Source organism: Streptomyces sp. NPDC090022 (assembly GCF_044748145.1).
In the GTDB taxonomy this organism is placed as follows: domain Bacteria; phylum Actinomycetota; class Actinomycetes; order Streptomycetales; family Streptomycetaceae; genus Streptomyces.
In genome coordinates, this window is sequence record NZ_JBIVFN010000005.1 from 43,881 (window position 1) to 56,146 (window position 12,266).

At 69.3% G+C, this 12,266-nt stretch carries 12 protein-coding genes and 1 pseudogene; 6 read left to right on the forward strand and 7 right to left on the reverse strand.

The window, feature by feature from the left end:
• Positions 1–511: tetratricopeptide repeat protein (locus tag ACIPXB_RS13190; RefSeq protein ID WP_401448411.1), on the forward strand; the 511-nt coding region annotated here is incomplete at its 5' end.
• A 43-nt stretch (positions 512–554) separates the two neighbouring features.
• On the opposite strand, the pseudogene ACIPXB_RS13195 reads toward ACIPXB_RS13190, so the two are convergent.
• From ACIPXB_RS13195 to ACIPXB_RS13210, 4 genes and pseudogenes are all read right to left on the reverse strand, one after another.
• Positions 555–782 (reverse strand): annotated as a pseudogene (locus tag ACIPXB_RS13195) (Scr1 family TA system antitoxin-like transcriptional regulator); the annotation flags it as partial.
• An 18-nt stretch (positions 783–800) separates the two neighbouring features.
• On the reverse strand, positions 801–1,958 hold the full coding sequence (locus ACIPXB_RS13200) for a glycosyltransferase family 4 protein (RefSeq protein WP_401448413.1): 1,158 nt from the start codon (positions 1,956–1,958) through the stop codon (positions 801–803).
• On the reverse strand, positions 1,955–3,259 hold the full coding sequence (locus tag ACIPXB_RS13205; protein WP_401448414.1) for a hypothetical protein: 1,305 nt from the start codon (positions 3,257–3,259) through the stop codon (positions 1,955–1,957). The genes ACIPXB_RS13200 and ACIPXB_RS13205 overlap by 4 nt, the downstream gene beginning before the upstream one ends.
• Positions 3,260–3,306: 47 nt before the next feature.
• Positions 3,307–4,566, reverse strand: coding sequence for a nucleotide sugar dehydrogenase (locus ACIPXB_RS13210; RefSeq protein WP_401448417.1), 1,260 nt, complete (start codon positions 4,564–4,566; stop codon positions 3,307–3,309).
• A 65-nt stretch (positions 4,567–4,631) separates the two neighbouring features.
• Here ACIPXB_RS13210 and ACIPXB_RS13215 point away from each other — a divergent pair, with 65 nt between their 5' ends.
• On the forward strand, positions 4,632–5,405 hold the full coding sequence (locus ACIPXB_RS13215) for a glycosyltransferase family 2 protein (RefSeq protein WP_401448419.1): 774 nt from the start codon (positions 4,632–4,634) through the stop codon (positions 5,403–5,405).
• Between the two features lie 94 nt (positions 5,406–5,499).
• On the opposite strand, the gene ACIPXB_RS13220 is transcribed toward ACIPXB_RS13215, so the two are convergent.
• Together ACIPXB_RS13220 and ACIPXB_RS13225 are read right to left on the reverse strand one after the other, a co-directional pair.
• Positions 5,500–6,399: a TauD/TfdA family dioxygenase gene (locus tag ACIPXB_RS13220; RefSeq protein ID WP_401448421.1), complete on the reverse strand. Its 900-nt coding sequence runs from the start codon at positions 6,397–6,399 to the stop codon at positions 5,500–5,502.
• Between the two features lie 179 nt (positions 6,400–6,578).
• Positions 6,579–7,010 carry an ATP-binding protein gene (locus ACIPXB_RS13225; protein ID WP_401448424.1) on the reverse strand — a complete coding sequence of 144 codons (432 nt, stop codon included), beginning with the start codon at positions 7,008–7,010 and terminating at the stop codon, positions 6,579–6,581.
• Between the two features lie 191 nt (positions 7,011–7,201).
• Between ACIPXB_RS13225 and ACIPXB_RS13230 the strand changes: the two genes are divergently transcribed.
• The 4 genes from ACIPXB_RS13230 (at position 7,202) to ACIPXB_RS13245 (ending at position 9,628) form a co-directional block, all read left to right on the forward strand.
• Positions 7,202–8,107: a helix-turn-helix transcriptional regulator gene (locus tag ACIPXB_RS13230; protein ID WP_401448426.1), complete on the forward strand. Its 906-nt coding sequence runs from the start codon at positions 7,202–7,204 to the stop codon at positions 8,105–8,107.
• Complete coding sequence (locus ACIPXB_RS13235) at positions 8,104–8,325, forward strand: DUF397 domain-containing protein (RefSeq protein ID WP_401448429.1); 222 nt, start codon at positions 8,104–8,106, stop codon at positions 8,323–8,325. The genes ACIPXB_RS13230 and ACIPXB_RS13235 overlap by 4 nt, the downstream gene beginning before the upstream one ends.
• Positions 8,326–8,493: 168 nt before the next feature.
• Positions 8,494–8,940 carry an ATP-binding protein gene (locus ACIPXB_RS13240; RefSeq protein WP_401448431.1) on the forward strand — a complete coding sequence of 149 codons (447 nt, stop codon included), beginning with the start codon at positions 8,494–8,496 and terminating at the stop codon, positions 8,938–8,940.
• Between the two features lie 112 nt (positions 8,941–9,052).
• Positions 9,053–9,628 carry an RICIN domain-containing protein gene (locus ACIPXB_RS13245; protein WP_401448433.1) on the forward strand — a complete coding sequence of 192 codons (576 nt, stop codon included), beginning with the start codon at positions 9,053–9,055 and terminating at the stop codon, positions 9,626–9,628.
• A 54-nt stretch (positions 9,629–9,682) separates the two neighbouring features.
• On the opposite strand, the gene pepN is transcribed toward ACIPXB_RS13245, so the two are convergent.
• Positions 9,683–12,265 carry an aminopeptidase N gene (pepN, locus tag ACIPXB_RS13250; RefSeq protein WP_401448436.1) on the reverse strand — a complete coding sequence of 861 codons (2,583 nt, stop codon included), beginning with the start codon at positions 12,263–12,265 and terminating at the stop codon, positions 9,683–9,685.
• Position 12,266: the final 1 nt, after the last annotated feature.

Here is a 12,266-nt window from a genome sequence, read left to right on the forward strand (position 1 = left end):
CAACCGGTTGTCGGGGGTAGGGCGGTGGGCTGAGGCCCTGATCGCGGTTGAGGAGGCGGTGGAGATCGGGCGTCGGCTGGTGGCGGGTAATCCGGCCGCCTACGAACCCGACCTCGCTCGTTCGCTGTCCAATCTGGGCAACCGGTTGTCGGGGGTAGGGCGGTGGGCTGAGGCCCTGATCGCGGTTGAGGAGGCGGTGGAGATCGGGCGTCGGCTGGTGGCGGGTAATCCGGCTGCCCACGAACCCGACCTCGCCCTCTCGCTGACCGCTTGGGCATGGGTGCGTCATGAAGCACAGCAGAACCTCTCCCGCGCCCTCCGAGCGACGGGAGAAGCAGTGGAGATCTACCGCAGGCTCGTGACGGCTGTACCTGAGCGGTTCCTTTCACCGCTTTGTAATGCGCTGCGCCTCCAAGCGGGGCTACTCATCAGCCTCGGGCATCGGCGTGAGGCACGCGCCATCCACGTCTGGCTTGCAGCGAACGAACCGCAGACCGACTCGCAGGAATGAGTAGTCCTTGTCCCGGGGCATGGAGGCCCTGGTGGCTCGGCCGTCACGGGAGGTCTTTGTGATGCTGGCTGATCATGGCGACGGATGCCGCCTGGGAGAGCGCTTCGGCTTGTAGCTGATGGAAGGCCGTCAGCAGCGGCAGGACCGAAGCGGGTTCGCGGTCCACACATCCCTGTGCTTGCTACTCCGCGTAGGTGGCCAAGGACCGGTCGGGCATGGTCAGCAGGACAAGGGGCAGACCGATGGTTCGGCGCTAACCCATGTCGAACGGCGAGGCACGACTCCAGACTCACCAGCCTCCTGCGCGGTCGACGCCGCGCGTGACCTTACCCGGCCGATCCCGCGCAACGCGGAGCGTCAGTTCTCGAAGCTGGCGGCCGGTGATCGCGATGTCGTATCGGCGCACATTATCGAGAGCCTTCTTGGCCAGGGCTGTGCGCCGGTGGAAGCCTCGGCCCATCTCATCCAGGGCCATGGCCAGGGAGCGGGGGTCTCCCGGGGTGTAGGGAACGCCGGCGTCCCCAAGGATGTGCCTCACGCCAGGGAGGTCGGAGTAGGCGACCGGGAGACCGTGGGCTTGGGCTTCGATGAGGACGAGCCCGAACGCCTCCAGGCCGCTGGTTGTAAAGACGAAGGCGTCGAAGTACGGCAGGCGGCTCCAGAGTTCGGCGCGGGGCAGGAACGGCTCGAAGCGGATGCGGTCCCGCAGCCCGAGTTCGATGGCCCGTTCTTCCAGATGCTCCCGGAGGGCTCCGTGGCCGATCACGGTCAGGTGATGCGGCTGATGGGTGAGAGCGAGGGCTTCGATGGCGGTGATCGTGGACTTGTTCTCGTCCAGGCGACCGGCGTGTACCAGCGCCAGGGCTCCGGTGCCGACAGGCAGTTGATCGCGCACCTGGGCATCGCTCAGTGGAATACCCCAAGGGAGCACGGTGAGCCGGTCTGTAAACCGGTGTTCTGTGAGGCTGTCGATGCGGTCGGCGAGGGCGGAGGTCGGCGCTACGATCACGGCACTCGCGCCTGCGACTTCCTTCAGGGCCTCATGTTCAAGCGGGCTGCGCTCGGCCGCCATCACATCGGGGCCGTGGGCGATGGCGATGATCGGGATGGTGCCGGCTGTCCGGGCGAAGGCCAGACTCAGGGCGAGTCCGACGTACTGGGCGTGGATGACGTCCGGCTGGATCTTCTGGACGAGGCCACCCACTTCGCGCGTCAGCTCGTCGAGGTAGCGGTCGAAATCCGGTCCCTGAGGGCGCTTCGTCGTGGAGAGCGTGATCAGCTGGTCAAAGGACGTCGCCCACGACGGATCGACCGGGGCCCTGCCGAGGAAGGTCGTGTGCAGTTCCGGCATCGCGCCGTAGAGGTCGTGCACGAGGATCATGCTTCCGGACGACGGCGCGGAGGCGCGGTTGATGCCGGTGAGGATGTTCAGAAGCTTGGTGGTCATGGGGTGACTCCATTGCGCTGACGGGGTGGCGCCCACCACGACGCGAGGTGCGGGGTGAAGTCGGCCAGGACCTCCTGGGTCGGATGCAGGTAGCCGTCCTCGTCCTGTTCTGCCGCCCACACCCTGACTGACGAGCGGGGGTATACGGGATTGATGCCGATCTCTCCCTTGGGGAGGATCCCGTTGAAGGGTGTGGGGATCCCCTCGTTGTTCCAGTAATCCCACGCCTCAAGGGCCTTTGATTTCTCGAAGCAGTGGTAGAGGTGCCTGTAGCGGTCCATGTACCGGATCTCACGGAAGACCAGCTGGCCGATCAGCCCGGGCGCGGCGCCCTGGAGCGTGCCGAGGTCGGCGCCCTGGAAGGTGAACGATCCCGCATCCTGGGACGGGTGCAGTGCGGTCCGGGCAAACAGGTGGGACAGCCGACGTCGTACGTACTCGGCAGCGCCTGGGCCGAGGGCCGGTTCGATGCCTTCGATGAGCTGGACGAGCTGGCGGTGGCCGGGGTTGAAGCGGGCCAGGTCGAAGAGCTGGCCCATGCTGTCGACGGCGGCGAAGGCGAGGCGTTTGTACAGCCGGTTGTTCAGCTCTCCCGCCTGGGCGTAGGACTTGGTCTCCGGCGTCGTGGAGTGGAGCATCAGGTATTCGGACAGGACCTCGAAGTACAGGTAGCCGAGGAACGGAACGCCGGTGACGGCGTCGGAGAGCATGTTGATGAACGCCGGTGCGGACGTGCTGTGGCCGGCGGCGTTGCGCAGGGCGGTGTCGAGGAAGGCGGCTGCGGAGCGCAGCCCGGTCAGGACGGCGCGGTTGAGCTGGTCGTGCTCGGCCTGGGTGAGGAAGCTCTGGTAGCGGAGGTAGGTGCGCAGGTGGATGGGGCCGAGGTGCAGGTAGTCGATTCCCTTGGGCTGGATCGGGGCGTCCGGGGTGACCTCGAAGACCAGGGGTTCGGTGGACGGCTTGGTCTCCATCAGGTAGGTGCCGAGGTTGTGGGGGCGCAGCCCCTGGCGCTGGCTGGTGAGGGGTGAGCAGTAGAGGGCTCCGACCAGGCATCCGGTGGAGACGTGCAGCTGTCGGCTGGTGCGGATGGCGTCGATGTCCTTGGTGGTGTGCAGCAGGTAGAGCGGCTTTCCGCTGAGGAGTGCTTCGGTCATGGCGGAGTGGCGGATGAGCCAGCCGTTGGGGGTGGAGTGTTCCAGATGGTGGCGCCAGTCGGTTTCGGATTCGGCTAGTGAGGCGGGCATTTGGCGCTGCGCGGGCACGGTGTAGTCCGTGTGGGCGTGTTCCCATTCGTCGCGCAAGAGAACTCCTGGGCAGGGGCGGCGGAGGGCCGGCGGGGTTCGAGGAGCTAAAGGGTTTCTACGTGCGGTCCGGACAGGCGGTTTCGGCAGTCGAGGACGTAGGGCGCGCGCTCGCCGATCATCGGGAGGTCGAAGGTGGCGTGGTCCATGAGGAGCACCACGGCGTCGGCGGCCGTGATCTCCTGCTCGCTCGCGTCGACCAGGGGCACGTTGAGCTTGGTGTGGTCGGCGTCCTGGATGTTGGGGTCGGCACCGCGGACGTTTGCGCCGAGGTTGATCAGGAGCTCGGCGACACGGGTTGAGGGCGACTCACGGAGGTCGGTGGCGTTGATCTTGTAGGTCAGGCCGAGCAGCAGGATCCGGGAGCCGCTGACGAGCTTGCCGCGCTGGTCGAGCGCTGCTGCGACGCGGCGGACGACGTAGCCGGGCATGTCGCGGTTTACGTCGTGGGCGAGTTCTACGAACCGGAAGGGGACGCCGAGGTCTTCCCTGATCTTCCAGGAGAGGAACAGCGGGTCGACGGGCAGGCAGTGACCGCCGACGCCTGGTCCCGGGGTGAACCGGGTGAAGCCGAAGGGCTTGGTCGCGGCGGCCTCGATCGCCTCCCAGATGTCCACGCCGAGGCGGTTGGTCAGCGTTGCCAGCTCGTTGATCATGGAGATGTTGACGAGCCGGAAGGTGTTCTCCAGCAGCTTGGCCAGCTCGGCGACCTTGGGCCCGGACACCGGCACCGTGGACCCGAAGATGCTGTCGTAGAAGCCCTTGATCACATCGAGTGATGTGGCGTCGATGCCGGACACCAGCTTCGGCGTGGTCTCGAACGACCACCTCTTCTTGTTGCCCGGGGCGATGCGCTCCGGGCTGAATCCGGCGAAAAAGTCCACCCCGCCCTTGAGACCCGACACCTCCTCCAGAACCGGCAGCAGCAGCTCCTCGGTGGTGCCCGGATAGGTCGTGGACTCCAGGACGACCGTCGCGCCCGGGCTGAGGTGCTTGCCCAGGGTCCGGGCGCAGGCCTCGATGAAGCTCAGGTCGGGGACGCCGTCGCGCAGCGGCGTCGGCACGGTGATCACCGCGATGTCGAAGCCGGCCAGCGCGGCCGCGTTGGCGGTCGCGCCGTAGGCACCGGCGTCCAGCACCGCCCGGAGCCGTGGGGAGGGCACGTCCTCCACGTACGAGTCGCCGGCGGTGAGTCGCCGGATGCGGTCCAGGTCGACGTCGTAGCCGACGACGCGGTGACCGACCTCTGCGGCGCGTACGGCCAGGGGGAGCCCTACGTAGCCCTGACCAGCAATAACGATCTGCATGGCAGCTCCTACTCGGTTGCGGTGTTTGAATGGGGGTCGTTCATGCTCTGGCAAGGAGAAGTGCTGTGCCCCTGGTGTCTGTCGTGATGCCCGTGTACAACTCGGCGACGACCCTCGGTGAGGCCGTCCGGTCCGTGCTCACCCAGACCCACAGCGACCTGGAGCTGCTGGTCACCGACGACCAGTCCTGCGACGGCTCGATGGACCTGCTCGTGGAGTTCGCCCGGCAGGACGAGCGCGTCCTGCCAGAACGCGCACCCGAGCAGGGCGGCGCGGGCCGGGCCCGCAACCGCGCGATCGAGCGGGCCCGCGGGGACTACATCGCCTTCCTCGACAGTGACGACATGTGGCTGCCGGAGAAGACCGCCAAGCAGCTCGCCTTCGCTGCTCAGACCACCGCGCCGCTGACGTTCACCTCGTACTTCAAGATGGACGCCGACTACGCTGGCGAGAGCACCGACTGGGTCCCCAACGGGCGGGTGGTCCGTGCGCGGGAGCACGTGGACTACCGCGCGATGCTGGTCCGCGATCACATCGGAGCTCTCACCGCCATGTACGACCGCAACGTCCTTGGCACGAGGCTGATGCCGGAGATGCGCAAGCGCCAGGACTACGCCCTCTGGCTGTCGATCATGCGGGACGGCGCCGACGCCCGCGGTCTGGCCGAGCCGCTCGCGGTGTACAGGGCCCACCGGGCCGGCTCCCTGTCCTCCAACAAGCTCTCGCTCGTCCAGTACAACTGGGCGCTGTACCGCGAGCACGAGCATCTGTCAGTGCCGCGGGCGACGCGGGCGCTGGCCGGTGCCATGTGGCAGTCGGTGCGCAACTCCCGCATCTAGCCCGGCCGGGCCCGCCTCGTGGCCGCGCCGCATGATCGGCGGCGGGCCCGCCAGGGCGGGACTCCGCGCGGGGCGACGGCGCCCGCGCGGCGGGCTATGCGGCAGAGCCGGTGCCGGATGCCGTGCGCAGGAACAGCTGGAGCAGCAGCCGGCGGTCCGCGGCCGGGACGTTCTCCTGGCCGCTCTGGAGAGCCTCCCGGCCGTGCAGGAAGCGGCGCTGGTTCACGATGAGGTAGTCCCCGGTCTGGAGCATGAAGGAGACCTGCCCCTGGACGAGCTCCTCGGCCAGCGCGCGGGCGGCGTCGGCGTGCTCCTGGCCGAGTTCGCACCGCTCCAGCATCTTGGCGGTGAACCGGACGAAGCCTTCGCCCGGACCGCCGTCCAGGATCGGGAACGGCTTGTACTCCTCGCCGACCCCGTGCAGGTCGTAGAAGGTCCCGTAGTGGTAGCCCGACTCGGCCAGCACGGCGCGGTGGTCCTCCGACAGCCGGGCCACGGCCGCGTGGGCGTCGGAGAGGATGCTGGGGCCGCCGCCGAGCGGGTCGGGGCGGATGCACAGCAGCGTGGTGTAGTCCGGCGGCAGGGTCCCGTTGACCAGGTCCATGTGGAAGGCGTTGTAACCGATGCCACTGGACTTGCCGGGGTCCTTGTCGACCTTGACCCCGATGTCCTTCCACAGGGGCCACCGCGGGAACGGCGAGAAGGGGGTGGCCACCTCGGCCGCGAAGGCCATCGCCAGCCGCAGGAACCGCTCGTCGTCGGCCCCCAGCGCCTGGGCCAGGTTTCCCAGACGCAGCACGGCGTATCCGCCGCCCTCCCCAGTCAGCGCGCGGCGCAGCGTCGCGGCGGTCTCCGCGAACCGCGGGCTGGCGGTCAGCACGGTCCGGTACTCCTCCATGGTGGACGTTGCCAGGGCCGGCCCGTCCAGCTTCCAGGTCGGGAGGGTGAGGGCGACCAGAGCGGCTTCGAGGTCGCTCGGGATGTCGATGAGCATGAGGGGTTTCCTTCGCTCTTGGAGTTACTGGAGTCGCTGGGGCCGGGTGGTGCTCTCGGTGGGGGCCGGTCCTGGACGGGCCAGCTGCGGGGGCTGATGAGGCTTCGGGGCGGGGCGGGCCGTGCAGTCGGCCTGGATGCAGCTCATGGCCACGTAGGGCTGCGGACTTGCACGCGGGACTACGGGCGGGGGGAGGCGCATTGGACATCGGCCCACATGCGCTTGCCCCAGTTGAGGGGCTCCTGGCCGGTGGCGTGGGCGAGGGCGGCGACGAGGCCGAGGCCGCGGCCTTGCTCGGCGTCGGGTTCGGCGGCGGAGGGTGTGGGGACGAACGTCTCCTTGGTGTCTATGACGGCGACCCGGACGCGGCGGTCATCCAGCTGGATGACCGTGATGCGGAAGCTGGCTACGTTCGCGTGCTGGACGGCGTTGGTGGCGAGTTCGGATGCGATCAGGGCTGCGTCGTCAGCCAGCGCTTCCAGGCTCCAGGTGGTGACGGCGAGGCGGACCAGGCGGCGGGATTTGCCGACGGATTCCGGCAGGGCCGGGAGGGTTTCCGTGTAGGCGGGGAGCCCGGTGGCGTGGGTGGTGGGTCGCGCGTGAAGGGTCATGGTTTCGGCTTTCGGGCCGGTTACGGACATGGCTGTGCGTAGTTGCACGGTGCACTTTCAGTGAGCATCACCGCGTGAGCGGTAGCCTGCTCCTATCCGCGTCCGTTGCGCAACAAGGAGCACGCATTCGCCGAAACTTGGCATATGCGCGGGGTGTTGGGCGCGCTCCGGGCTGTGGGATGCTGCGCCGCATGACGCAGACACGCGCAACAGAGGCGCAATCTCGCGCCTCACGGAGGAAGCCGCCTGCGCTTTCGGTGAAGGCGCGGCGGGCGGCGGCGATGGTGACGGCGTGGAGGGAAGCCGCAGGACTGACGCTCCGGGAAGCTGCCGAGGGCGCCGCGATCGACTTCACCCGCCTATCTCGGCTGGAGAAGGCGAAATACCACATGGGAGAGGGCGACGTCCTCCGGCTGGCAGCCGCGTACAAGATCACGGATCCTGTGGCAGTTCGGGCGGTGGCCGCTGCGGCGGAGACTCCGCCGGGATCGAGCTGGACGGCGCCCTACGCCCGGCATCTGTCGCAGTCCTTCGTTGACTTCATCGAACTTGAGGGCGACGCCGTGCGGCTTCGGCTGATGCATCCGGTGGTCGTTTCCGGCCTCCTCCAGACGCCCGGCTATGCGCGGGAGCTGATCGGCCGGTCTCAGGAGCAGCTTGCGGAGCGGGCCGAGACGCTGGTCGCGGTACGACTGGGACGTCAGGAGGTGCTGTCCCGCGCCGGCAAGGGTGTGGAGCTTCACGCTCTGGTCCACGAGGCGGCGCTCCATGCGCATCTCGGTGACGGAGGGACGGTGATGTCCGACCAGGTGCGTCACCTGCTGGACCTCGGGAGCCGGCCGGGAATCACGGTTCAGGTTGTGCCGCTCTCGACGCACCCGGCGTACGGGTCAAACGGCGGGCTGACGCTGCTGGAGTTCGCGCATCCTTGGGCGCCGGTCGCATCCGTGGACTCGGCGACGGGCGGAAAGCACACCGATGACCCGCGCGAGGTCGAGCTCCAGGCCGCCGGGTTCGATTTCACCGCGTCCGCCGCTCTTCCCGTGGATCAGTCCCGGGAGCTTCTGGAAACCCATCTCGAAAGGCTCAAAGCATGAAGCTCAGCCCCTCCCAGCTCGCGGCCCTGCACTTTTTCAAGTCGTCATACTCGGGCAACGATCAAAGCCAGTGCGTGGGGGTCGCCACGCTCGCGCCCATCGGGTCGGACGGCGTGGCCGTGCAAGACACAAAGGTGGAGGGCGGCCCGGTCATCGTGATCTCCCCGGCCGCGTTCAAGGTGTTCGTCGGCTACACGGCATCGGCCTGCGCAAGGTAGGTGCTACACCCCGGCCGGCGCTGTCCGCTGCGGCCGGGCAGCGTGATGGGTCGGCCGCCTGGCGGCCGTGGAACGCGGGATGGGGCATCGCTCGGCGGTGCCCCATCGGGATGGTTCAGGTGCCTGGCTGCGCGCGGCACGGCGAGCATCTGCTGTGCCGTGCGTGCGATGGTGCGCACGACGGCCGTCGTGCAGGTGGTCGCCGAGCTGGCCGCGAACGCCGCCACCCATGGTCGGGTCCCCGGCAGGGGATTCCGGGTCGCGGTCACGGAACTGCCCGAGGTGTTCCTGGTCGAGGTCTGCGATCCGCGTGGGGAGAAGCGGCCGTTCCTGCGGGCTGAAGGCGCGCACGAGGGCGGTTACGGAATGCGGCTCGTGGACGCGCTGGCCAGTGACTGGGGGGTGTACGGGGCGACCGTCGGGAAGGTCGTCTGGGCCACCGTCCCCAAGCGGCCGGCGTCCGGGCTGGTGGCCGGGCTCCGGGCCGCCACGGACCGGCGGCTCACCGAGGACGAGCGGGTGCTGCTGGACACCGTCCGGGCCGTGGACCGCGCCGGTGCGGCGCTGGTCACGCGGGCGGCAGCGGCCGTATCGGACCCGAACGGCGCGCGGTAGGACGTAAGAATTCCGTCATCGGTGATCGTCTGTCGGGGCGGGGGCCCGTGGCCGAGCATGGCGGGGGCGGTGCCAGCCGTCCTGCGTATCCATCACCGTGAGGGACCATCACATGAAGCGTGAACACGTACAGCGGCGGCGGCCGGGGCGAATCGGGCGACTCGTGGCGGTCGGCGTGTTCGGGACCGTCCTCGCCCTGGCCGGCACGGTGGCCACCCCCGCACCCGCCGAGGCGGCCACGCGCAGCGGGCTCCTCAGGAACGCCGAGACGGGCCGCTGCCTCGACTCCGACCACGCCGGCAGCGTGTACATCCGCGCCTGCCAGCGCGGGAACGACTTCCAGACCTGGGACATCTCCAGCGACGGCATCGACCCCGCGTACAAGAAGTCCCTGGACGGGCAGCACTTCCGGTTCCAGTTCCGCAACCGGGCGACCGGGAAGTGCCTGTCCATGTGGAAGGGCGCCGGCGACGCCAGGCCCGGGCTGGCCGCCGGAAACTGCTGGGAGCAGCCCGAGAGCAGCTACCTCGACGGCCGCGGCCCCGGCTTCAACAGCCTGCACATCCGGGCGTGGTACCGCCTCAGCCACTTCCACCAGGTCTGCGTCAACGGCTACACGCACGCGGCCAACGCCGCCATCTGCGACTACAACAGCGACCGCCAGCGGTGGAGCCTGATCCCCGCCTGAGGAAACGGCTCCCCGGGGCCGGGGTGCCCTAGCACCCCGGCCCCGGGGCAGGGGTCAGGACGCGGCCGCCGCGTCCGCCGACTGGGCCTTCAGCGCGCGCTCGACGCCCGCGCGGGACTCCGAGACCAGGCGGCGCAGCGCCGCGTTCGGCTCGGCCGAGGCCAGCCACGCGTCCGTCGCGTCCAGGGTCTCGCGCGAGACCAGCAGCGACGGGTACAGGCCCACCGCGATCTGCTGGGCGATCTCGTGGCTGCGGGTCTCCCAGATGCCCTTGACCGCCGCGAAGTACTTCGCCGCGTACGGCGCGAGCAGCTCACGCTGGTCGGTCTGGACGAAGCCGCCGATGACGGCCTCCTGCACCGCGTTCGGCAGGTCCGCCGACTCCACCACCGAGGCCCAGGCAGTGGCCTTGGCCTCCGCCGTCGGGCGCGCCGCGCGGGCCGTGGCCGCGTGCCGCTCGCCCGCCGCCGTGCGGTCGCGCTCCAGCTCCGCCGCGATCTCCGGCTCGTCCGCGCGGCCGGTCGCCGCCAGCCGCTCCAGGAACGTCCAGCGCAGCTCGGTGTCGACGACCAGGCCCTCGATCGTCTGCGAGCCGTCGAGCAGGGCGGCCAGGAGGTCCAGCTGCTCGTCCGTACGGGCCGTCGCCGCGAAGGCGCGCGCCCAGGCCAGCTGGTGGTCGCTGCCGGGAGCTGCCGCCCGCAGGTGCTCCAGGGTCGCCTCGGTCCACGTGGCCAGGCCGGTCTCGCGCCAGGCCGGGTCGGCGTACAGGTCGACCGCCAGCTTCACCTGGCGGTGCAGGGACTGGACCACGCCGATGTCGGACTCCTTGGCGATGCCCGACAGGACCAGCGCCAGGTAGTCGCGGGTGGCCAGCTCGCCGTCGCGCGTCATGTCCCAGGCCGACGCCCAGCACAGGGCGCGCGGCAGGGAGGCCTCGAAGTCGCCGAGGTGCGCGGTGACCTTGGCCAGCGAGGCCTCGTCCAGGCGGACCTTCGCGTACGACAGGTCGTCGTCGTTGAGCAGGACCACGTCCGGGCGGTGGTGGCCCACCAGCTCCGCCACCTCGGTCTTCTCGGCGGCCGCGATGTCCAGCTCCACGCGCCGCTCGCGCAGCAGCTTGCCGCTGGCGGCGTCGAGCGAGTAGAAGCCGATCGCGATGCGGTGCGGACGCAGGACCGGCTCGCCCTTGGCGCCCGCCGGCAGCGCCGGGGCCTCCTGGCGGACCGTGAAGGAGGTGATGACGCCGTGCGCGTCCGTCTCGATCTCCGGGCGCAGGATGTTGATGCCGGCGGTCTCCAGCCAGGCCTTCGACCAGGCGGTCAGGTCGCGGCCGGAGGTCTCCTCCAGGGCGCCCAGCAGGTCCGACAGGCGCGTGTTGCCGAACGCGTGCGCCTTGAAGTACGCCTGCACGCCCTTGAAGAACTCGTCCATGCCGACGTAGGCGACGAGCTGCTTGAGCACCGAGGCGCCCTTGGCGTACGTGATGCCGTCGAAGTTGACCAGGACGTCGTCCAGGTCACGGATGTCCGCCATGATCGGGTGCGTGGACGGCAGCTGGTCCTGCCGGTACGCCCAGGTCTTCATGGAGTTCGCGAACGTCGTCCACGCGTGCGGCCACTTCGAGCCGTCCGCGTACGCCTGGCAGGCGATCGAGGTGTACGTCGCGAACGACTCGTTCAGCCACAGGTCGTTCCACCACTCCATGGTGACGAGGTCGCCGAACCACATGTGGGCGAGCTCGTGGAGGATGGTCTCGGCCCGCACCTCGTACGCCGCGTCCGTCACCTTCGAACGGAAGACGTACTGGTCGCGGATGGTCACCGCGCCCGCGTTCTCCATCGCGCCCGCGTTGAACTCCGGCACGAAGAGCTGGTCGTACTTGGCGAACGGGTAGTCGAAGTCGAACTTCTCCTGGAACCAGTCGAAGCCCTGCCGGGTGACCTCGAAGATCGCGTCCGCGTCGAGGAACTCGGCGAGCGAGGGGCGGCAGTAGATGCCCAGCGGCACCGACTGCCCCTTCGGGCCCTCGTAGGAGCTGTGCACCGCGTGGTACGGGCCCACGATCAGGGCCGTGATGTACGTCGAGATCCGCGGGGTGGGCTCGAAGACCCACACGTCGTCCGCCGGCTCCGGCGTCGGCGAGTTCGAGATGACCGTCCAGCCCGCCGGGGCCTTCACGGTGAACTGGAAGGTCGCCTTCAGGTCGGGCTGCTCGAAGGAGGCGAACACGCGGCGCGCGTCCGGGACCTCGAACTGGGTGTACAGGTAGGCCTGCTGGTCGACCGGGTCGACGAAGCGGTGCAGGCCCTCACCGGTGTTCGTGTACGCGCAGTCGGCGACCACGCGCAGCTCGTTGTCCCCCTGCTTCAGGTGGGCCAGGGCGATCCGCGAGTCGCGGAAGACGGCGGCCACGTCGAGCGACTTGCCGTTGAGGACGACCTCGTGCACGGCCGGGGCGACCAGGTCGATGAAGGTCTCCGCGCCCGCCTCGGCGGACTGGAAGCGGACGGTGGTCGTGGAGGGGTAGGTCCCGCCCTCCTGCGCGCCGCTCAGGTCGAGGTCGATCACGTACGAGTCGACGGTGAGCAGCTTCGCCCGCTGCTGAGCCTCTTCACGGGTCAGGTTCGTGCCAGGCACG